At 73.4% G+C, this 20,545-nt stretch carries 18 protein-coding genes and 2 riboswitches; of the genes, 6 read left to right on the plus strand and 12 right to left on the minus strand.

What is annotated here, in order from left to right; all coding sequences use genetic code 11:
• Positions 1–30 precede the first annotated feature (30 nt).
• Together ACFC1T_RS29360 and ACFC1T_RS29365 are read right to left on the minus strand one after the other, a co-directional pair.
• Positions 31–1,203: an ArsA family ATPase gene (locus ACFC1T_RS29360; protein WP_375893280.1), complete on the minus strand. Its 1,173-nt coding sequence runs from the start codon at positions 1,201–1,203 to the stop codon at positions 31–33.
• 34 nt (positions 1,204–1,237) lie between these two features.
• Entirely contained in the window at positions 1,238–1,672 is a 435-nt protein-coding gene (locus ACFC1T_RS29365) for an SRPBCC family protein (protein ID WP_375893282.1), read from the minus strand.
• A gap of 383 nt (positions 1,673–2,055) precedes the next feature.
• Here ACFC1T_RS29365 and ACFC1T_RS29370 point away from each other — a divergent pair, with 383 nt between their 5' ends.
• Complete coding sequence (locus ACFC1T_RS29370) at positions 2,056–3,849, plus strand: AMP-dependent synthetase/ligase (RefSeq protein WP_375893284.1); 1,794 nt, start codon at positions 2,056–2,058, stop codon at positions 3,847–3,849.
• Positions 3,850–3,959: 110 nt separating this feature from the next.
• Here the strand turns inward: ACFC1T_RS29370 and ACFC1T_RS29375 are convergent, their stop codons facing one another.
• On the minus strand, positions 3,960–5,096 hold the full coding sequence (locus ACFC1T_RS29375; protein WP_375893285.1) for a glycosyltransferase family 4 protein: 1,137 nt from the start codon (positions 5,094–5,096) through the stop codon (positions 3,960–3,962).
• A 212-nt stretch (positions 5,097–5,308) separates the two neighbouring features.
• On the opposite strand from ACFC1T_RS29375, the gene ACFC1T_RS29380 reads away from it, so the two are divergent.
• Positions 5,309–6,664 (plus strand): glycosyltransferase 87 family protein, encoded by a 1,356-nt coding sequence (locus tag ACFC1T_RS29380; protein ID WP_375893287.1) that lies wholly within the window; start codon positions 5,309–5,311, stop codon positions 6,662–6,664.
• A gap of 17 nt (positions 6,665–6,681) precedes the next feature.
• Here the strand turns inward: ACFC1T_RS29380 and ACFC1T_RS29385 are convergent, their stop codons facing one another.
• From ACFC1T_RS29385 to ACFC1T_RS29410, 6 genes are all read right to left on the minus strand, one after another.
• Entirely contained in the window at positions 6,682–7,827 is a 1,146-nt protein-coding gene (locus ACFC1T_RS29385; RefSeq protein ID WP_375893289.1) for a hypothetical protein, read from the minus strand.
• Positions 7,828–7,880: 53 nt separating this feature from the next.
• The gene (locus ACFC1T_RS29390) at positions 7,881–8,927 is read right to left on the minus strand and encodes an NlpC/P60 family protein (RefSeq protein WP_375893290.1); all 1,047 of its coding nucleotides are present in this window, start codon (positions 8,925–8,927) and stop codon (positions 7,881–7,883) included.
• A 226-nt stretch (positions 8,928–9,153) separates the two neighbouring features.
• Positions 9,154–10,269 carry an NlpC/P60 family protein gene (locus tag ACFC1T_RS29395; protein ID WP_375893292.1) on the minus strand — a complete coding sequence of 372 codons (1,116 nt, stop codon included), beginning with the start codon at positions 10,267–10,269 and terminating at the stop codon, positions 9,154–9,156.
• Positions 10,270–10,279: 10 nt separating this feature from the next.
• A riboswitch (cyclic di-AMP (ydaO/yuaA leader) is annotated at positions 10,280–10,435 on the minus strand.
• Positions 10,436–10,774: 339 nt separating this feature from the next.
• Entirely contained in the window at positions 10,775–11,809 is a 1,035-nt protein-coding gene (locus tag ACFC1T_RS29400) for an NlpC/P60 family protein (RefSeq protein WP_375893294.1), read from the minus strand.
• Between the two features lie 221 nt (positions 11,810–12,030).
• Positions 12,031–13,332 carry an NYN domain-containing protein gene (locus tag ACFC1T_RS29405; RefSeq protein ID WP_375893323.1) on the minus strand — a complete coding sequence of 434 codons (1,302 nt, stop codon included), beginning with the start codon at positions 13,330–13,332 and terminating at the stop codon, positions 12,031–12,033.
• A 289-nt stretch (positions 13,333–13,621) separates the two neighbouring features.
• Positions 13,622–13,885 carry a hypothetical protein gene (locus ACFC1T_RS29410; protein WP_375893296.1) on the minus strand — a complete coding sequence of 88 codons (264 nt, stop codon included), beginning with the start codon at positions 13,883–13,885 and terminating at the stop codon, positions 13,622–13,624.
• Between the two features lie 228 nt (positions 13,886–14,113).
• Between ACFC1T_RS29410 and ACFC1T_RS29415 the strand changes: the two genes are divergently transcribed.
• Both ACFC1T_RS29415 and ACFC1T_RS29420 read left to right on the plus strand, forming a co-directional pair.
• Positions 14,114–14,896, plus strand: coding sequence for a rhomboid family intramembrane serine protease (locus ACFC1T_RS29415; RefSeq protein ID WP_375893298.1), 783 nt, complete (start codon positions 14,114–14,116; stop codon positions 14,894–14,896).
• Between the two features lie 42 nt (positions 14,897–14,938).
• Positions 14,939–15,220 (plus strand): Lrp/AsnC ligand binding domain-containing protein, encoded by a 282-nt coding sequence (locus ACFC1T_RS29420; RefSeq protein ID WP_030240061.1) that lies wholly within the window; start codon positions 14,939–14,941, stop codon positions 15,218–15,220.
• A 3-nt stretch (positions 15,221–15,223) separates the two neighbouring features.
• Here the strand turns inward: ACFC1T_RS29420 and ACFC1T_RS29425 are convergent, their stop codons facing one another.
• From ACFC1T_RS29425 to ACFC1T_RS29435, 3 genes are all read right to left on the minus strand, one after another.
• Positions 15,224–16,588: an aminotransferase class V-fold PLP-dependent enzyme gene (locus ACFC1T_RS29425; protein ID WP_375893300.1), complete on the minus strand. Its 1,365-nt coding sequence runs from the start codon at positions 16,586–16,588 to the stop codon at positions 15,224–15,226.
• Positions 16,589–16,639: 51 nt separating this feature from the next.
• A riboswitch (SAM riboswitch) is annotated at positions 16,640–16,757 on the minus strand.
• A 143-nt stretch (positions 16,758–16,900) separates the two neighbouring features.
• A complete protein-coding gene (gene trpD / locus ACFC1T_RS29430) occupies positions 16,901–17,977 on the minus strand; it encodes an anthranilate phosphoribosyltransferase (RefSeq protein ID WP_375893302.1) in 1,077 nt (358 codons plus the stop codon).
• Between the two features lie 120 nt (positions 17,978–18,097).
• Positions 18,098–18,523, minus strand: coding sequence for a hypothetical protein (locus tag ACFC1T_RS29435; protein ID WP_375893304.1), 426 nt, complete (start codon positions 18,521–18,523; stop codon positions 18,098–18,100).
• A gap of 397 nt (positions 18,524–18,920) precedes the next feature.
• On the opposite strand from ACFC1T_RS29435, the gene ACFC1T_RS29440 reads away from it, so the two are divergent.
• Both ACFC1T_RS29440 and ACFC1T_RS29445 read left to right on the plus strand, forming a co-directional pair.
• Entirely contained in the window at positions 18,921–19,541 is a 621-nt protein-coding gene (locus ACFC1T_RS29440) for a heme-copper oxidase subunit III (RefSeq protein ID WP_375893306.1), read from the plus strand.
• 187 nt (positions 19,542–19,728) lie between these two features.
• Positions 19,729–20,538, plus strand: coding sequence for a c-type cytochrome (locus tag ACFC1T_RS29445; protein WP_375893308.1), 810 nt, complete (start codon positions 19,729–19,731; stop codon positions 20,536–20,538).
• Positions 20,539–20,545 lie beyond the last annotated feature (7 nt).

Below are 20,545 nucleotides of genomic sequence, written 5' to 3' on the forward strand. Positions count from 1 at the left end.
CCGGGCCGCGAGGAAAGGCCGGAAGGCCCGTCAGCCCTGCGGCCAGAGCGACGGGTCGGGTGCGAACCGCACCGACAGCACGCCCTCGTGCAGCCCCGCCCCGGCGACCGTGCAGCGGCGCAGCGCGGCGGGCAGCGGGAGCACCCGGCGGTGGGCGCCGAGGCCGACCACCAGGTCGTCGCCCCGGCGGACCAGGTCCAGCCCGGAGCGGTCGGCGCCGGGCAGGTCGAGGTGCCAGACCAGCAGGCCGTCCTCGGCGAGCCGGTCCTCGACCGGCCAGGGCTGCGGTTCGAGCCGCTCGGGGCCGGGGCCGTCCCCGTACAGCCGGTCGGCGACGGCCTCCAGGGTGCCCTCGGCCAGGCCGGTGACCAGCACCGGGGCGTCGGTCTCGGCGGCGAGCCGGTCCAGCTCCTCCTGGCGGCGGCGGGCCAGCTCGGCCAGCCAGGGGTCGGGCGAGGCGAGGGCGGCGGGCGGCAGCGCGCCGTGCACCACGACGGCGTCCGGCCGGTGGCCGTACAGCGCGAGCCCGGCCCGGACCCGGCCCAGCTGCTCGTACGGGTGGCCGTCGGCGGAGACGACCAGGCGCACGCTGGTGCCCGGGTCGCTGATCGCGGCGCGGGACTCGGCGAGCACCGCGGCGGCCTTGGTGCGCCCCTCGTACAGCCACTCGGCGGGCATCGGGACGCCGGCCAGCCCGGCCAGCAGCGGGCGCAGCGCGCGGGCGGCCTGCCGCTGCTCGGGGACCAGCCGCTCCAGGTAGCGGGTGAGCTGCTCGGGCAGGGCAAGGGTGGCGATCAGCTCGGCGGGTGCCGGGGCGAGCACCACCAGGACGTCCTGGTCGGCGGCGGGCAGCGCGCGCAGCAGGGCGAGCCGGGCGATGCCGGGGAGGGCGGTCAGCTCCTCGGGGTCGAGCTGTTCGGCGCCGAGCAGGTCGAGGGCGGGCTTGAGCCGGCCGGTGAGCTCGCCGACGGCGTAGCGGAAGGCGGCCTGCTCGTCGATCCGGGAGACCGTCAGCCCCGGCGCGTAGCGGAGCGGTTCCGGCTCCAGCCGGGTGCCGAGCGCGGAGTCCAGGGCGCGGTGCGGGTCGTCGGCGGCCAGCAGCCAGGTGCGGTGGCCGCGCCGGGCGGCGTGCAGGGCGGTGGCGGCGGCCACCGCGGGCGCGCCCGCGTCGCCGCTGACCAGGATGGTGCGTGTCGCCGTCATGCCGTCAGCCCCCGTTCCGCCGTGCCCGGGCCCGTCAGCCCTCGACGCGCTTCTTCAGGCCGGCCAGGGCGCGGTCGATGATGACCTTCTCGGCCTTGCGCTTGATCATGCCGAGCATCGGGATCTTGACGTCCACGGCGAGCTGGTAGGTGGCCTCGGTGCGGCCGCCGGACAGCGGGGCGAGGGTGTACGAGCCGTCCAGCGAGCGGAGCATCTGGCTGCGGACGAGGGTCCAGCCGACCTCGCGGTCGCCGTCCCAGGTGTAGGCGAGGGTGTGCTCGTCGCGGATGGCGCCGGCGTCGAGCAGCAGCCGGACCTGCGCGGCGCGGCCGTCCTCGCCGCTCTCCAGGACCTCGATCTCCTTGACCTCTCCGGTCCAGGCCGGGTAGGCGGCGAAGTCCGCGATCACGGCCATGACCGCGGCTGGGGTCGCGTCGATGATGATGCTCGACCTGGTGTGCTCCGCCATGGAAAGGCCCTCCGCCTCGTCCTTCTGCCTGCCCGGTCCGGTCGGGGCACGCTCGGCCCGATCCGCCCGGAGCAGGCTATCGCGACCGGCGATCTCCTCGGCGGCACGGGCACCGGCGGCGGCGGGCGGGGCGTCGGCGGCGGCCGGGGCGGGCCCGTCGGCGGGACGGCCACCGGGGACGGCCACCGGGACGGCCGGCAGGGCATGCTACCGGCCGGTCACCTGTGGGCTGTCGTAGGGTGCCAGTCGAACGACCCGGTCACGGCCTGGTCCGACCCGGCCGGGTGTGACACTTCGAACACCGGGGCCGACCCCCCTGGTCGAAGCTGCCTACCGGGCAGTAACGTCCTGCCGTCCCGCAGCGTCGCGAACGAGGAGCAGTCTTGCTCGACTTCAGCCTTCCGGCCCTCTACCAGGTACCGAGCGGCGGTAACCTCGCCGACCCTGTGCACCGGAACGCCGAGGAGCACCCGGACGTCGCGGTGCTCAGCCGGAAGGTGGACGGCCGCTGGCAGGATTTGACCTCGGTCCAGTTCCTCGCCGAGGTGCACGCCGCCGCGAAGGGCCTGATCGCCACGGGCATCGAGCCCGGCGACCGGGTGGGCGTCATGTCCCGCACCCGGTACGAGTGGACGCTGCTGGACTTCGCGATCTGGACGGCCGGCGCGATCACCGTGCCGGTCTACGAGACCTCCTCGGCCGAGCAGGTCGAGTGGATCCTCGGCGACTCCGGCGCCGTCGCCCTCGTCACCGAGACCGACCAGCACGTCAAGGTGGTCGCCGAGGTCCGCGACCGGCTGCCGGAGTTGAAGCACACCTGGCAGATCGAGGGCGGCGCGCTCGCCGCGCTGGCCGAGGCCGGCCGGGGCGTCCCGGACGCGACCGTCCAGGAGCGCCGGGCGATCGCCGGCCCCGACGACATCGCCACCATCGTCTACACCTCGGGCACCACCGGCCGTCCGAAGGGCTGCCAGCTGACCCACGGCAACTTCCTCGCCGAGTGCGGCAACGTGGTCGAGCGCCTGGCCCCGCTGTTCCGCACCGGCGAGAGCTCCGTGCTGCTCTTCCTGCCGCTGGCCCACGTGCTCGCCCGGATCGCCGAGATCGCCCCGGTGATGGCCCCGATCAAGCTGGGCCACGTCTCGGACATCAGGGACGTCACCGCCGAGCTGGCGTCGTTCCGGCCGACCCTGATCCTGGGCGTGCCCAGGGTGTTCGAGAAGGTCTACAACACCGCCCGCGCCAAGGCCCAGGCCGACGGCAAGGGCAAGATCTTCGACAAGGCCGCGGAGACCGCGATCGCCTACAGCCGGGCGCTGGACGCCGGCGGCGCCGGCCTGGTGCTGCGGCTCAAGCACGCCGTCTTCGACAAGCTGGTCTACAGCAAGCTGCGGGCCGCCCTCGGCGGCCGGGCCACCCACGCGATCTCCGGCGGCGCCCCGCTCGGCGAGCGGCTCGGCCACTTCTACCGGGGCATCGGCTTCACCGTCCTGGAGGGCTACGGCCTGACCGAGACCTGCGCGGCCACCGCCTTCAACCCGTGGGACAAGCCGAAGATCGGTACGGTCGGCCAGCCCGTCCCCGGCGCCTCGGTCCGGATCGCCGAGGACGGCGAGGTCTACTTCAAGGGCCCGCACGTCTTCACCGGCTACTGGAACAACCCCCAGGCCACCGCCGACACCCTCAAGGACGGCTGGATCGCCACCGGCGACCTCGGCGCGCTGGACTCCGAGGGCTACCTGACCATCACCGGCCGCAAGAAGGAGATCATCGTCACCGCGGGCGGCAAGAACGTCGCCCCGGCCGTGATCGAGGACCGCATCCGGGCCCACGCCCTGGTCGGCGAGGTCATGGTGGTCGGCGACCGCAAGCCCTTCATCGCCTGCCTGGTCACCGTCGACCCGGACTTCTTCCCGAAGTGGAAGGAGCTCAACGGCAAGCCCGCCACCGCCACGGTCGCCGAGCTCGCCGAGGACCCGGACCTGCTGGCCGCCCTGCAGTCCGCCGTGGACGACGGCAACGCGGCCGTCTCGCACGCCGAGGCGGTCAAGAAGTTCCGCCTGCTGGACACCGAGTTCTCCGAGGAGAGCGGCCACCTGACGCCCTCGCTCAAGCTCAAGCGCAACGTGGTGCTCAAGGACTACGCCGCCGAGATCGAGGCGCTGTACCGGAAGTAGGGCCGCGCCGGCGGCAGTACGGGTACGCCGAAGGGCCCCGGGGACTCCCCGGGGCCCTTCGCGGCGTCGTACCTTCGTACCTTCGTACCCGCGGACTGCCGTACCGGGCGTCAGCCCGCCAGCAGCGAGGTCAGCCGCCCGGCCAGCAGGTCCCAGCGCCAGGAGCGCTCCACCCAGCGCCGGCCGGCCTCGCCCATCCGACGGCGCAGCTCCTCGTCCCGCAGCAGCCGGACGATCCGCTCGGCCGAGGCCTCGGCCGAGCCGCCCGGCACCACGTACCCGGTCTCGCCCTCCAGCACCGCGTCCGGCGCCCCGCCGGAGTCCCCCGCGACCACCGGCAGCCCGGTCGCCGAGGCCTCCAGGTAGACGATCCCCAGGCCCTCCACGTCCAGCCCCCCGCGCCGGGTCCGGCACGGCATCGCGAAGACGTCCCCGGCCCCGTAGTGGGCGGGCAGCTCGGCCCACGGCACCGAGCCGGTGAACCGCACCGAGTCCCGGACCCCCTCGGCATCCACCAACTTCTCCAGGTCCGCCCGGTACGGCCCGCCGCCGACGATCAGCAGCACCGCGTCCGGCACGTCGCGCAGGATCAGCGGCATCGCCTCGATCAGGGTGTCCTGGCCCTTGCGCGGCACCAGCCGGGAGACGCAGACCACCACCGGCCGGTCCGCCAGCCCCAGCCGCCGGCGCACCTCGGCGCCCCCCGAGCCGGGGTGGAAGGTCGTCTCGTCCACGCCCGGCGGCAGCTGCACCATCCGGGCCGCGACCCGCGGCCCGACCGCGGCGGCGATCCGCGAGCGGGTGTACTCGCCCAGGTAGGTCAGCACGTCGGTGCCCGCGCCGATCCGCCGCAGCAGCTGCCGGGAGCCCGGCAGCTGGGCCCAGGCCGCCTCGTGCCCGTGGGTCATGCCGAGCAGCCGCCCGGCCCCGGCCCGGCGCAGCGCGGGCGCCATCAGGCCCAGCGGGGCGGCCGCCCCGAACCAGACCGAGTCGCACTTCTCGGCGCGCAGGATCTCGGCGGCCCGCCGGGTGACCCGGGGTGTGGGAACCATCACCTTCGTGCGGTCCCGGATCACCGGGAACGGCTGCTCGGCGTCGAAGGCGCGCACCTCGGTACCGTCCCGCCAGGTCGAGGCGTACACCACGACGCTCCCTGCGGGCTGACGGACGGCCATGTTGTGCACGAAGGCCTGGATGCCTCCCGGGCGGGGCGGGAAGTCATTGGTGACGATCAAGGTTCTGTGCATCAGGCCACGGCTCGCTCGGTCGGGGGGTGCTCGGTGTACCGCTGGGTGATCCGTACGATAGGTCAACACCATGACCCGCCGGGAACGGAACCGCGCACGGCAACCGTTTGACCCCCGGGTCAGTCCTAGTACCTAGGCCGCGGATGCGGCGGCCCGGGCGTCCGTCCGTACGACGCCTCCGGTGAGGACGTCGAGACGAACGAGGGAGCGCAGTGGAGTTGGCCCCGGCCACCGAGTCCGGTACTTCGCGCGGCCGCCTCGGCCGCCCGCTCGGGGCGCTCGCCGCCCTCGGGGCGACCTGGGTGGCCACCCGCACCGTACTGGTGCTGCTGATGACCGGGGTGCTGAAGGCGCCCGGCGGCGACGTCACCGCCGACGTCTGGATGATCTACCACGCCTGGTACGGCGTGCTGCAGACCGGCACCTTCCCGTTCGACGACGTCACCTGGCAGTACCCGCCCGGCGCCGCCCTGGTGATCCTGCTGCCGGGCCTGCTGCCCTGGTCGTACCTGACCTCGTTCTGGGTGATCTGCGGGATCGCCGACGCCGCCGCGGCCGCGCTGCTGATCCGCACCGGGCTGCGCCGGGGCCGGGCGCTGACCGGCGCCTGGCTGTGGGTGGTCGCCGTGCCGCTGCTCGGCCCGATGATCTACAACCGCTTCGACCTGCTGGTCACCGCGCTCGCCCTGGCCGGCCTGCTGGCGCTGATCCGCCGCCCGGCGATCGGCGGGCTGCTGCTGGGCCTGGGCGGCATCGTCAAGATCTGGCCGCTGCTGGGCCTGATCGGCACCCCGTCCGGCCGCCGCACCCGCCGTTCCTGGACGCTGGCCACCGCCACGGCGGTCTCGGTCGGCTTCCTGCTGGCCGCCGGGATGAACGGCGCCTTCGGCTTCCTGGCCTTCCAGGGGGCCCGCGGCATCGAGGTCGAGTCGGTGGGCGCGCTGCCGCTGCACATCGCCCGGCTGGCCGGAGGCTGGGACGGCAAGGTCACCATGAACTACGGCTCCCCCGAGATGCTCGGGCCGTGGGTCAGCGTGATCAGCAAGGTGATGATGGCCGGCACCGTGCTGGGCTTCCTCTGGCTGCTGCTGTGGCGCTTCACCGCCCGTCGGCGCAACGCCGCCACCATGTACGACGCGGCGCTCTGCGCGCTGCTGATCTTCGTGGTGACCAGCCGGGTGATCAGCCCGCAGTACCTGGTCTGGCTGGTCGGCGTCGCGGCGGTCTGCCTGACCGTGCGCGGCACCAGCCAGCGGCCGGTGGCGCTGCTGATCCTGCTCGCCTGCCCGCTCACCCTGCTCGAGTTCCCGACCTTGTTCACCCAGGTCCTGAACAGCGAACCGCTCGCGGTCGCCGTGCTGGGCCTGCGCAACCTGCTGCTGCTGACCGCCGCCGTGCTCTCCGGCATCCGGCTCTGGCGCTCCACCCGCGCCTCGACGGCCCTGGCGCCCACCGTGGTCCTGGCCGAGCCCCCGGCCCTGCCGGCTTCCTCCGGGTACCCGGTCCGCCCGGGCATCGCCTACGAGCAGGACCTGCTGGACGGCATCGACCACCCGGCCGGGCGGTAAGCGGCAGGGGGCCTTCGCTAGCCCTTCAAGGCCTCGACCTCGGCCCGCCAGAGCCCGGTGAACTCGGCCAGTCCGAGGCCCAGTTCGGACCGCAGCAGCCGGTCCGTCCGGTGCGTCCGCTCCTCGCCCGCCCCGTCGGCCGCGCCGACCGCCCGGTAGAAGGCGACCAGCCGCTGCGTCCCGTACCGGCGGGCGATCAGCTCACAGGCCAGCCAGGACTGCTCGTAGGCCTGGGCGATGCCGTCGGCGCCCGCGGTGAAGTCCGCGTCGGCGGGCAGCGCGGCGGGCAGCTTCCCGGCGGCGACGTCCCGGGCCAGCTCGGGGGCGATCTGCTGCGGGCGCCGGCCGGAGTCCCGGTAGGCCGTCCAGTCGGCGACGCCCTCGGAGAGCCACAGCGGGGTCCAGGCCCGGGTGTCGGCCCGGGTCGCGACGTGGGTGGTCTCGTGGGTGACGACCACCTGGCGGCCAAAGTCGCTGAGCTTCGCGAAGGCCTCGGGGTTGATCACCACCCGGTCCGCCGGGGTGTGCCGGGGGGCGCCGGGGGCGGCCACGGTGACCGCCGCCATGCCCGTCCAGCCCGCCGGGTCGGCCTCCAGCAGCCGGGCGAACTGCGGCTCGGTGGCGGGCAGTTCCAGCAGCAGCCGGCCGGGCCAGGCGTCGCCCCAGACCGCGCTGACGGCCGGCACCGCCTTGTCCCCCACCGGGACCAGCCCGGCCGGGTCGGGCCCGTCGGCCAGGCCGAGCACCAGGCAGCGGGCTCCGGCGGCGGTGCGGACCGGGCCGAGGTCCCACGGCGCCGGGGGCCCACCGGCGACCTCCTCGCGCTCGACCCGCCAGCCGCCCCGGTCCCGGACCAGCTCGATCCGGCGCGGGTACACCACCGGGTACTCGTCGTACCCGGCGATCCGCAGCGCCAGCTCGACGGACGCGTCCTGCCGCTCCGGCCCGGCGGGCGGTGAGAGCACCAGGTTCCGGTACACCGCCTCGGCCCCGGTCAGCCCCGACCGGGCGGGCAGCGAGCGTGCCCGCGCCGCCAGCAGCGCGGCGACCTCGGCCTGCCGGTCGACGGCCCGCCCGCCCGGCGGCGGCGGGGCCACCGGGGGCAGCGACAGCTGGGCCAGTCCGCCGGCCGCCAGCAGCAGCGCACCGCGCCGGGACAGCACCCGGCGCGCGGGGTCTATCGGGTGGGGGCCGTCCGGCCCGGAGGGCGTCGCGCTCAGAGCCGGACCACTCCCGAGACCGGCATCGCGTTGACGCTCTCGTACCGGACCTTGGCACCGGGGTACGGGGCGTGCACCATCACACCGCCGCCGGCGTACATCCCGACGTGGTGCATGTCCCGGTAGAAGATCACCAGGTCTCCCGGCCGCGCTTCGGAGAGGCTGATCCGCTGCCCGGCGTACGCCTGGGCCTGCGAGGTCCGCGGCAGGGTCACTCCGGCCTGCCGCCAGCTGTAGTACATCAGACCGGAACAGTCGAAGGCACGCGGCCCGGTGGATCCGTAGACGTAGGGCGAGCCGACCATCCGCACCGCGGCGGCCAGCGCGGCCGCCCCGCGCTCGGAGGCGGCCGGGGCGTTGCCGAGGTCCAGCCGGTCGGTGCCGCGGGTGGCGCGCTGCTCGGCCTCCCGGGCGTCCTGGGCGACCATCCGGTTCCGCTCGACGGCGCCCAGGCTGTTGAGCAGCTTCTGCGCCTTGGCGAGGCGCTGCTGGATCTGCTGCTTGTTCTCGGCGAGCGAGCGGCGGGCCTCGTCCAGTTCGGCGAGCTTGGCGGCGGTCTCGGTGCGGCGCTGGTCGAGCCGGCGCTGACGGGTGACCAGCTCGTGCAGGGTCTCCTGCTGGCGCTCGGCGGCCTGGCCGAGGGTGCGGGCGCGGGTGAGGTAGGCCTCCGGGTCGCTGGAGAGCATCAGCTGGGCGGTCTGGGTCATCCCGCCGCCCCGGTACTCGGCCCCGGCGACCGTGGCGAGGTCCCCGCGCAGCTCGTTGAGCTGCTCCTGGGCGGCGGCGACCTCGCCCTGGAGGATCGTGGTCTCGCCCAGCAGCCGCTTCTGCGCCTCCTGCGCGGCGTTGTACTTCTCCGAGGCCTGTTCGGCCTCGTCGTACAGCTGCTCGACCTGGGCCTTGACGTCCTTGCGGTCGGGCGCGTCCGGCGCCCCGGGGGCGGCCTGGGCGCTGCCGGCGGTCGCCACGCCCAGGGCCGTGGTGGCGGCCGCGGTCAGTACCAGCGCACGGGCGAGCAGTTGGGAACGACGGTGCACGGGCATGCGGCAACGGCTCCAGTCCTGCGGCGCGGCCCCGCGGCCGCGCCCCGGTGGGCGGCCGTCGAGCGGGAGTCCGGTGGCAGACGTTAGCGAGTCCGGGCAAGTGAGTCCAAACCCCTACCGACCCGAATATTTGACCCCTAATCGGACACCAGGTCGAGCCGCCGGAAAAGCCGCAGGCCCAGCCCTCCGTGACGGAGGACCGGGCCCGTGAACGCGTGGCCGGGGATCAGACCCGCACGATGGAGGCCAGCGGCATGTTGGAGACGGCCTCGTAGCGCACCGACGCACCCGGCTTGGGAGCGTGCAGCACCTGGCCGTTGCCCGCGTAGATGCCGACGTGGTGGGCGTCGCCGTAGAAGATCAGCATGTCGCCGGGCTGGGCCTGGGAGATGTCCGAGCCGATCCGGGTGCCGGCGCCGGCCTGCTCCTGCGAGGTGCGCGGCAGCGACACCCCGGCCTGGTTGAACGCCCAGACCATCAGGCCGGAGCAGTCGAAGGAGCTGGGGCCGGTGGCGCCCCAGACGTACGGGCTGCCGACCTTGGTGGCGGCGGCGGCCAGCGCGGCGGCACCGTGCGAGCTGCCCGGGGCGATCTTGACCGGCGCGGCGGTGGAGCCCGAGCCGAGGTCGCTGCGGCTGCTGTCGCGCGAGGCGCGGTCCGGGGTGGCGGCCTTCGCGGCGGCGTCCGCCTTGGCCTTGGCGTCGGCGGCGGCCTTGTCCTCGGCCGCCTTGATCGCCTGGCGCTCCTGCTCGGTCAGCGTGTTGAGCAGGTCCTGGGCGGCCTTGAGCTTGTTCTGGACCTCGTCCTTGGAGGCCTTCAGCTGCTGGGTCGTGGACTCCAGCTCGCCGAGCTTGCCCTGCGCCTCGGTGCGGTCCTGGTCCAGCTTGCGCTGCTGGTCCTGGAGCTGCTTGAGCTGGTTCTTCTGGGTGCTGCCCGCCTGGTTCAGCGCGCCGGCCTGGTTGAGGAAGTTGTCCGGGCTGGAGGAGAACATCAGCTGGACCGTCGGGGATATGCCCCCGTTGCGGTACTGCTCGCCGGCGATCTCGGCCAGGCCGCCCTGGAGGTCGGTCACCTGGGCCTGCTGGCGGGCCACCTGGTCCTGGAGGCCGGAGACCTGCTTCTCCAGCTCCTGCTGCTTCTCCTGCGCGGCGTTGTACTTCTCGGTCGCCTGCTCGGCCTGCTCGTTGAGCTGGTCGACCTGCTCCTTGACCTGGTCCTTGGTCGGCTGCGGGTCGGCGTGCGCGCCGGACTGCGCGGAGAGCGCGACGGCGGCGGCGGCGAAACCGGTCAGGATCGAGACGCGGGTACGGCTGGCGGGCTTGGGACGACGATGGGACGCCACGAAGGCGGACTCCTTCTTCCTACGCCGCCTACCGGGTGAGCTGACGGGTTCGGGCCGGAAGCATGCCCTACGACGCCTCACCGGCCTCACCTACGGCCGACCTGGCGCCGATTCACCCCGGAGGAACGTGTGGTTCCCCGGCTCCGCTCCGCAGCGCCCCCGACTACTGGGCTCCCCTGTCGGGCAGTCGCTTCGACCTGCCCCGCTGTTTCGCGAACTCGGCGGTAACCACCGCCGCCACCCAGGCTGGGTGATCGACTGTGCGGTGGTTCGGAGCACGACCCTAGTAACTGAACCGTGATCCGTTCAAATCCTTGTCAGAAAAAAGACGGAAGATTACCCATGTTCTTTTGTGAAAATGACTGATGGTGATCACCGGCGCACGCAAAGCTGATCGACTCTCACCCTCCGGCCCACCCGGTCCGCAAACCCGGAGCGCCACCCCCGACCGGAGGTGGCGCGGATCACAGGGCCGGAACCGGCCCTTCGGGGAGGTACCGGAGCGTCAGATCCGGCGGATCGTGTTGATCGACATCGCGTCGGCCTTCATCACCTTCACCACGTCACCGGTGTGCGGCGCGTGGACCACCATGCCGTTGCCGATGTACATCCCGACGTGGTGCATGTCGCCGCCGTAGATCACCAGGTCACCCGGCTGGGCGGTGGCCAGCGTCACGGCGGTCCCGATGTGGCCCTGCTCCTGCGAGGTGCGCGGCAGCGAGACGCCGGCCTGGCCGTACGCCCAGACCATCAGGCCCGAGCAGTCGAAGGTGGAGGGCCCGGTGGCGCCCCACACGTACGGCGAACCCTGCTTGCTCATCGCCTTGGCCACCGCCACGGCGGCGTAGCCGCTGGCCGGCGGCAGGTTGCTGAGGTCGACCCGGTCGGCGCCGCGGGAGGCGCGGTCGTCCTGCTGCTGCTGGGCCCGGAGCGCGGCCCGGTCGGCGGCACTGAGCGAGTTCAGCAGGTCCTGGGCGGTCTTCAACTTGGTGTTGACGTCCGCCTTGGCCTGGTTGAGGTCCTTGGTGGTGGAGTCCAGGGAGGCGAGCACGGCGGCCGCCTCGGCCTTCTCCTGGTCCAGCCGGCGCTGCTGGTCGAGCAGGCCCTTGAGCGCCTCGGTCTGGGTGGTGCTGGCCTGCTGGACGCTCGACGCCTTGTCCAGGTAGCCGGACGGGTCGGAGGAGAGCATCAGCTGGACGGACGGGTCGATGCCGCCGGTGCGGTACTGCTCGCCCGCGACCTGGGCCAGGCCCACCTGGAGCTGGCTCATCTGGTCCTGGCTGCGGGCCACCTGGTCCTGGAGCTGGTCGGCCTGCTTGCGGAGCTGGTCGGAGCGCTCCTTGGCGCCGTTGTACTTCTCGGCCGCCTGCTCCTGCTCCTGCTGGAGCTGGTCGATCTGCGCCTTGACGTCACTCTTGTTCGGCTGCGGCGCGGCATGCGCGGCGACCTGGGCGGAGAGGGCGACCGCGGTCGCAGCAGCAGCGGTGAGCACGGAGACCCGCGCGCGGCTCGGCTGCTTGGGACGGCGGTGGGAGGCCAAGGGACCGGCTCCTTCTTCCATCGGACTCACCTGATCAGGTGAGATTCCGGAAAATAGGTTTGACGCCAGACCCTAGTGAAGATCTACCCGTTTTGCCACTCCCCCGAAGGCGTGAACTCCGGTTCCCCCACTGACTTCACCGGATCCGCACACCCGCACGGAAGCCCCACTGACCTGCCGTCACGGCCCCCGTCCCGACTCCGACCCGGCTCGGGGCCGGCTCAGGGCCGGGCCAGCCGGTTCAGCAGCAGCACCGAGGCCACCGGGCGCGCACCCGCCTTCCGCACGCCCTCCGCGACCTCCCGGTCGGTGGAGACCACCACCACCGGACGGCCCTGCGGCTCGGCCCGGACCAGACGGCGGATCAGCTCGTCCGCGGTCTCGCCGGTCCGGCTGAACCGTACCCGCACCCCGCGCGGCGGCGCCATGATGACCGGTACGTCCAGGTCCTGCCCGTCGAACACACAGGTGACCTCCGCCTGGGTGCGCTGGGCCAGCATCGCCAGCCCGCCCAGCAGCCGGATCCGCTGCTGCTCCAGCGGCAGCGCCGGGTACCCGGTCTTGGTCACGTTGTAGCCGTCCACCACCAGGTGCACCTGGGGGATCGCCAGCAACTGGTCCAGCAGCGCCGGGTCGTCCTCGGCCAGGCCGCGCCGGGCCACGTCGTGCGGCGAGGCCGACCCCGGCACCACCGCCTCCACCAGGTCCGCCGGGCGGAGCTGGGAGACCGGCAGCGCCAGCTCCCGCTGGAGGCCCTGCGCCGACTGCAGCACGGTGTCCAGCAGCAGCCGCAGCCGCATGTCCTCGACGCTGCGGCCCTCCCGGGCCGAGCGGCGGCCCTGCTCGACCGCGGTCTCCAGTTCGGACACCCGGTGCCGCAGCCGCCGCGCCTCGGACTCGGCCGCGCTGCGCTCCCCGGTGGCCTGCGCCCGCGCCGCCTCCAGCTCCCCGGTCACCCGCCGGGTCTCGGCCTGCGCCCGCCGGGTGTCGCTCTCCAGCGACCGCACCTTCTTGCGCAGCGACTCGGCCTCCCGCCGCACGCCCTCGAACTCCGCGCGCTGGCGGTCCAGGTCCGCCCGCGCCGCGGCCCGCACCTCGGCCAGCTCGGCCTGGAGCTTCTCCACCTGCCGGGCGGCCTCCGCCGCCGCGTCCTCGGCGCCGGCCCGCTCGGCCTCCTCGCCCGCCTCGGCGACCAGTCGGCTCCAGCCGGGCGAGCGCACCAGGTAGGCGGCGGCCGCGACGTCCATCGGATCGGCGGCGCCGGGGACGGTGCCCGACTCCAGTGCCTTCACCAGGTCCGGCTGGCCCAGCCGCAGCCGCTCCGCTATCCGCACCCGGAAGGCCGGCTCGGACTCCAGCGCCGCCGCCAGCGCGGTGGCCGCGTACTTGGCCCGCCGCGCGGGGGTGAACTTGACGTACTGACGCAGGCTCTGCGGCAGCTCCCCGGGCGGCAGCCCGCCCAGCGCGTCCGAGGCCAGCCCGACCACCCGCCGGCGCACCCCTTCGGGCAGCGGCCGGTCCAGCTTCTCGGGCGCCCGCTCGGCACCCGCGCCGGCCGGGGCCCCGCCGGCGCCCCCCGGGAGGTCGGTCTCGGACCGGACCGGCCCGGCGGCCGGCTCCGGTGCCGGCGCAGCGGGCTGAAGCCCCTGCGCTTCGCCGGGCTCCCTCGCTGCGTCCACCACGTCCTCGGCTCCGATCCTGGTCCAGCGGGTGCGGCCGCGGCCGCCCCTGTCGTCACGCTCCGTGCGTCTTGTCTGTATTGTCCCGTGCGGTGGACGGCGGTGTCGCGCACCGCCCACCGCACCGGAGGGGTCAGCCCTGCGTGGTGGGGGCCTCCGCGGCCTCGGCACCCGGACGGGCCACCAGCTCGACCTGGTCCACCGCGTTGCACCAGCGGCAGCGCACGGACTCCACGGTCTCGCTGTGCACCTCGGTCTCCTCGACCCGGGATTCGCCGGCCAGGTCGAAGTGCAGGAACTCGGTGACCCGCGCGGAGCGGGTCACGTCGAAGCGGGTGAGGTTGCCGCACAGCGTGCAGCGCCAGCGCGTCTCGGCGGTCGGAGCGGGGACGGTCATCGGGGGTCCTCTCGGCTGGTCCCTGGGCGGGCCGGGCGCTCCCCCGGAGCCCCGGCGTCGGCGGCGGGAGGCGGGAATGCCCGCCCCAAGCCTATTGCCTGGGGCAACCACGAGGACCACCGGTCAGCTGAGATGACCGGAGTCCGTCCCGCCCCGCCGGACGGACCAGTAGTCCACCTGCCGTAAACCGCCGTGTCACCTGCCGCGCCCGGAGGGATGCTTGGCCGCATGGCGCTCACGGCCCCCGACCACACCGACGCGCGGGACGGCCGCCCGGCGCTGCCCGCCCCGGCGGTCACCTACGCCCTGATCGCGGTCAACACCCTGGTCTTCCTGCTCGGCCCGGCGGCCGGCCTCAACCCCCTGTACGGCACCGGCCAGGCCCGGATCTGCGCCGAGCAGCGGTACGAGCAGCGCTGGGGCGCCGTCCCCGCCGAACTGCTGACCGGCCACCCGCTGACCGCCGGACAACTGGCCGAGGCCCCCGACCCGGTCCCCGGCTGCCCCGCCGCCCCCACCCCGGGCAAGCACCCGGCGGTGTCCGCCCTCACCGGCCTCTTCCTGCACGCCGGCTGGCTGCACCTGCTGGGCAACCTGCTCTTCCTGCACGTCTTCGGCCCGACCGTCGAACGCCGGGTCGGCCGGGCCAGGTACCTCCTCTTCTACCTGGCCGCCGGCTGCACCGCCTCGTACGGCTTCGCGCTCGCCGAGGTGCACTCGCCCGACTCCACCCGGGTCCTGATCGGCGCCTCGGGCGCGATCTCCGCCGTGCTCGGCGCCTACCTGCGCTTCCACCCGCGGGCCCGGGTGACCACCCTCGTCCCGCTGCTCCTCTTCCTCCCGCTGCGCTTCCCGGCCTGGCTGGTGCTCGGCCTCTGGTTCGCCCTGCAGTGGTGGTCGGTGCACTCGGCCGGGCCCGGAGTGGCCTACCTGGTGCACGTGATCGGCTTCTCGGCGGGCTTCCTGTACGCCTGCACGGTGGTCGGCCACCCCCCGAGACGCCCCGGCTGAGGCCCGATACGCTGGCCGCACCCCCATCAAGGAGCCCGAACTGTGATCACCGCCATCGTCCTGATCAAGACCAGTGTCGACCGCATCCCTGAGATCGCCGAGGCCATCGCCGCGATCGAGGGCGTCAGCGAGGTGTACTCGGTGACCGGCGGGTACGACCTGGTGGCGATGGTCCGGGTGCGCCGCCACGACGACCTGGCCGAGGTCATCCCGGGCCGGCTCAACAAGGTCCCGGGCGTGGCCCACACCGAGACCCAGATCGCCTTCCGCACCTACTCCCAGCACGACCTGGAAGCGGCCTTCGCCCTCGGCCTGGACGAGTAGGACTCAGCTCGCGCGACGCGTGTCGGCGACGCAACGGCCGCCCTCGTTGCGGTAGTTCCACGCCGCGCCGTCCGAGACCAGCTCGCGGACCGCGGCCAGGAAGCGCTCGACGTGCTCGTCCGGCGTGCCGGCGCCGAAGCTCACCCGGATCGCGTTCAGGCTGCGCTCACCGGGCAGCGAGGGCTCGGGCGCCCCGCACTCGGAGGGCGCCACGTCCTCGTCCCCGAGCAGGGTGCGCACCAGCGGGTGGGCGCAGAACAGCCCGTCGCGCACGCCGATGCCGTACTCGGCGGACAGCGCGGCCGAGAAGTGTGAGCTGTTCCAGCCCCGGACGACGAAGGACAGCACGCCCACCCGGGCCGAGCCGGCCCCGAACAGGTTCAGCACCCGGACCTCCGGGATCTCCGCCAGCCCCGCCGTCAGCCGCTCGACCAGCTCCCGCTCCCGGGCCTCCAGCGCGTCGAAGCCGGCCTCGGTGAGCGCCCGACAGGCCGAGGCGATCGCGTAGGCGCCGATGACGTTGGGCGAGCCGGCCTCGTGCCGGGCCGGGCCGGTGTGCCACTGCACCGCCACCGAGCCGTCCAGCTCCCGGGCCACCGTCCGGGTCGCCCCGCCGCCGGCCAGGTAGGGCTCGGCCGCGTCCAGCCAGTCGGAGCGCCCGGCCAGCACCCCGGTGCCGAACGGCGCGTACAGCTTGTGGCCGGAGAAGGCGATCCAGTCGACGCCCAGTTCGCGCACCGAGACCCGGTGGTGCGGGGCCAGCTGGGCGGCGTCCAGCACCACCCGGGCGCCGTACCGGTGCGCGGTCCCGGTCAGTTCGGCGACCGGCCACAGCTCGCCGGTCACGTTGGAGGCGCCGGTGACGCACAGCAGCTTCGGGCCCTCCGGCGCCGCGGCCAGCGCCTCCTCCAGCGCGGCCACCGCCTCGGCCCGCGAGCGCGGCGCCCGCAGGTAGCAGACCTCCAGCCCGGCGTGCGCCCACGGCAGCAGCGAGGCGTGGTGCTCGGTCTCGAAGGCGAACACCCGGGTGCCGGCCGGGACGGCGGCGGCCAGCAGGTTGAGCGAGTCGGTGGTGGCGCGGGTGAAGACCACCTGGTCGCCCTCGCGCAGGTCGAGGAACTCGGCGACGGTCCGGCGGCTCTGCTCGAACAGGTCGGTGGACAGCTGGGAGAGGTAGCCGGCGCCGCGGTGCACGCTGCCGTAGTAGGGGGCGTAGGCGGCGACGTCGTCCCACACCCGCTGGAGGGCCGGCGCGCTGGCCGCGTAGTCGAGCGCCGCGTAGCCGACCTTCTCACCGCTGACGAGCGGGACCTCGACGTCGTGGCCGAGGACGGCGAGCGGGGCGGTGGTTCCGAGGGAGAGGGACATGAGGATGCACTCCTTCACGGGTAAGGGACCCCGGGAGTGCTGATCGTCCGGTGTCCGCGCTTGTCGCGCGGACGGCTTGCCCGGCGACCCGGTCCTCACCCAGGGCACCCCGCCACGGACGGAGGGTTGCCGGACAGCGAGCTGGGGCTTCGCGCTGTCACTCATGACCTGGCGAAGACTCTAGGTCGGGTACGTCGGACGGTCAAACAGGCATCCACCATCCGGACAGCCTCCTCGGCGCGCCCCTCCGGCTCGGGGCGGGCAGCCGGAGGGCCCGTGCCGACGCATCGACACGGGCCCTCAACTACCGGCTCAGATCCGGCTGGTGGCCTCGGACCAGCGCCGCAGCAGGTCCTGCGCCCGGCCGGAGTCGATCGCCTCCGCCGCCCGCACCATGCCCGCCGCGAGCTGCTCCGCCAGCGGGGCGTCGCCCAGCTCCAGCGCGACCAGCGCCGCCGCCGTGTTCAGCAGGACGGCGTCCCGCACCGGCCCGCGCTCCCCGGCCAGCAGTCGGCGCGCCACCTCGGCGTTGTAGGCGGCGTCGGCCCCGCGCAGCGCCTCGATGCCGACCAGCTCGATGCCGACGTCCCGCGGGTCGAACGTGGTCTCGGTGACCACGCCGTCGCGCACCACCCAGACCCGCGAGGTGGTGGTGATGGTCAGCTCGTCCAGCCCGTCGTCGCCGCGGAACACCAGCGCGGTCGCCCCGCGCCGGGCGAGCACCCCGGCGATCAGCCCGGCCAGCCGGGTGTCGAAGCAGCCGATGGCGTGCGAGGTGACCTTCGCCGGGTTGGTCAGCGGGCCGAGGATGTTGAAGGCGGTGGGCACCCCGAGGTCGCGCCGCGCGGTGGCGGCGTGCCGCATCGAGGGGTGGAACTTCGCCGCGAAGCAGAAGGTGAGCCCGACCTCCTCGGCCACCTGGGCCACTCGCCGGGAGGAGAGGTCGAGTGCCACCCCGAGCTTCTCCAGCACGTCCGAGGAGCCGCTGGACGAGGAGGCCGCCCGGTTGCCGTGCTTGACCACCTTGGCCCCGGCCGCCGCGGCGACGATCGCCGACATGGTCGAGATGTTGACGGTCTTCGCCCGGTCCCCGCCGGTGCCGACGATGTCGACCGCCGGGCCGGGGATGTCCAGCGGCTCGGCGTGGTCGTACATCGCGTCCACCAGGCCGGCGATCTCGTCGACCGTCTCGCCCTTGGCCCGCAGGGCCACCATGAACCCGGCCACCTGGACGGGGGACGCCTCGCCGCTCATGATCCGGTCCATCGCCCACGCGGTGGACGAGCGGTCGAGGTCCTCCCCCTTCAACAGAGCCGCCAGGATGTCCGGCCAGGTGCGGACCACCTGCGCGGGGTCGGTACCACCGTTCGCAGGGTTCACGTTCACCATGGCTGACTCCAGCTGTAGTCGGTTCCCCCGCACCGGGGGGACGTCCGTACGGATGGAGCCAGCCTATCGAGCGGCGGGGTGCCCACGGCGCCCCCTTCTCCAGGACTGAGACGGCGCCGCTCAGCGCGTGGCCGGGGCCCGCTTGGCCAGCCGGGCCCGCAGCAGGGTGGCGACCGCCTCGGCCAGCGCCACCGGCTCGACCGGGTGGGAGATCGCGGCATCGGCCCGGCTCCAGGCGGCGAGCCAGGAGTCCTGCGGCCGGCCGATCAGCACCAGCACCGGCGGGCACCCGTAGATCTCGTCCTTGAGCTGGCGCCCGAGGCCGAGGCCGCCGGCCGGCACCGCCTCGCCGTCCAGCACGCAGAGGTCGACGCCGCCCTTCTCCAGCGCCTTGATCACCGCGGGGGTGGTCGCGCATTCGAGGTAGGACAGCTCCGGAAGATCCTCGGCGGGGCGACGGCCGAGCGCCGTCAGCACCTGCTCGCGGGTGTTGCGGTCGTCGCTGTAGACGAGGACGGTGAGCGTCTCGTCGGTCGTGTACGCCATGGACCCTGCTCCCTCAAGTGTGATCCGGACCACGTTCACCTGATCCGGATGCTACTCCCGTTTCCCCCGTCGCCGGTCCCCCTCGCGCACGTTCCCCCTCAAGCCGCCGCGCCCGTGACTCACCCGCTCGGAGGACGGCCCGTCACCCGGACCCGCCCGGTCCACCCGGACGGCGGATGCGGCGCCCCGCCCCCCTACGGCAGGACACTGGGCCGACCGTGCAACGGCGCGCCGGGCAACGGGGTCGCGGGCCCCTCCGAGGAACCGTCAGAAAAGGGACACGCCGCTGCTCAGCCCTCGTCCGGACCCTCCGTCGGCCTTCAAGCGGGCATACCGCACGCACCGGACACTCCGAGGGACACCCCCCGACGTGAAGACGGAATAAGGGACCGACATAATGTCCGTCGTGGCGACAGCAACAGCAACAGAAACCGGGCACGCGCACGGATCGGTCAATCGACCGAACATGGTCAGCGTCGGAACGATCGTCTGGCTCAGTTCCGAGCTGATGTTCTTCGCGGCCCTCTTCGCGATGTACTTCACGCTCCGCTCCGTCAAGGGAGCCGAGTTCTGGGCCGAGAAGGCGCACGCCCTCAACGTGACGTTCTCCTCGATCAACACCACGATCCTGGTGCTCTCCTCGCTCACCTGCCAGCTCGGCGTGTTCGCCGCCGAGCGCGGTGACGTGAAGAAGCTCCGCGGGTGGTTTGCCCTCACGTTCTTCATGGGCGCGATCTTCATCGGCGGCCAGGTCTACGAGTACACCGAGCTGGTCAAGAACGACGGCCTCTCGCTGTCCTCCGACCCGTACGGCACGGTGTTCTACCTGACCACCGGCTTCCACGGTCTGCACGTGACGGGCGGCCTGATCGCCTTCCTGCTGGTCCTGGGACGGACGTACGCAGCCAAGCGCTTCACGCACGAGCAGGCCACCGCCGCGATCGTCGTGTCCTACTACTGGCACTTCGTCGACGTCGTGTGGATCGGCCTGTTCGCGACCATCTACCTGATCAAGTAACCAGCTGATCAGGTCGCTGGCCACCGGCAGCGGCCCCCGCCCTCACCGGCGACGGGCCGCTTCTGCCGGTGCCGACGCTCCCACCGACCGACCGCGCGCGCAGCCTTGGACAGGCAACCTCGTGCCGGCCAGACCGGCCGCCGGGTGCACCCACCAGTCGACCAGATCCTGACACCGGGGTTATTCCGTGAAAAAGCTCTCCGCACGACGGCGCCACCCATTGGCGGCGCTGGTCGTCCTACTTCTCGCCCTGGCGGCAACCGGGGGGCTGTACGCCGCGTTCGCGCCCGCCGACAAGGCGCAGGCCGACGTCGCCGCGCAGTCGCTCGCGATCGATGAGGGCAAGAAGCTCTTCGCCGTGGGCTGCTCCTCCTGCCACGGCCTGAACGGCCAGGGCAGCAGCGACGGTCCGAGCCTGGTCGGCGTGGGCTCCGCCGCTGTCGACTTCCAGGTCGGCACCGGTCGCATGCCGGCCCAGCAGCCCGGTGCCCAGGTGCCGCGCAAGAAGGCCATCTACAGCCAGAGCGAGATCGACCAGCTCGCCGCGTTCGTCCAGTCGCTCGGCCCCGGCCCGATCACGCCGGACGCGAAGCAGTACACCTCGACCAACCCGGACGACATCTCCAAGGGTGGCGAGCTGTTCCGCACCAACTGCGCCCAGTGCCACAACTTCGCCGGCCAGGGCGGTGCCCTGACGAAGGGCAAGTACGCCCCGTCGCTGGAGGGCGTGGACGCCAAGCACATCTACGAGGCCATGCAGACCGGCCCGCAGCAGATGCCGTCGTTCCCGGACAGCACCATGCCCGAGGAGCAGAAGAAGCAGATCGTGGCCTTCGTCCGCCACACCACCAACGATGAGCCCAACCCCGGCGGTCTCACCCTGGGCAGCCTCGGTCCGGTGACCGAGGGTCTGTTCGGCTGGATCTTCGGCCTCGGCACGCTCATCGCGGTCGCGATCTGGGTCGCCGCCCACACCACCAAGGCCAAGAAGTCATGAGCCACGA

Origin of the sequence: Kitasatospora sp. NPDC056076, assembly GCF_042266305.1 — a bacterium.
In the GTDB taxonomy this organism is placed as follows: Bacteria; Actinomycetota; Actinomycetes; order Streptomycetales; family Streptomycetaceae; genus Kitasatospora.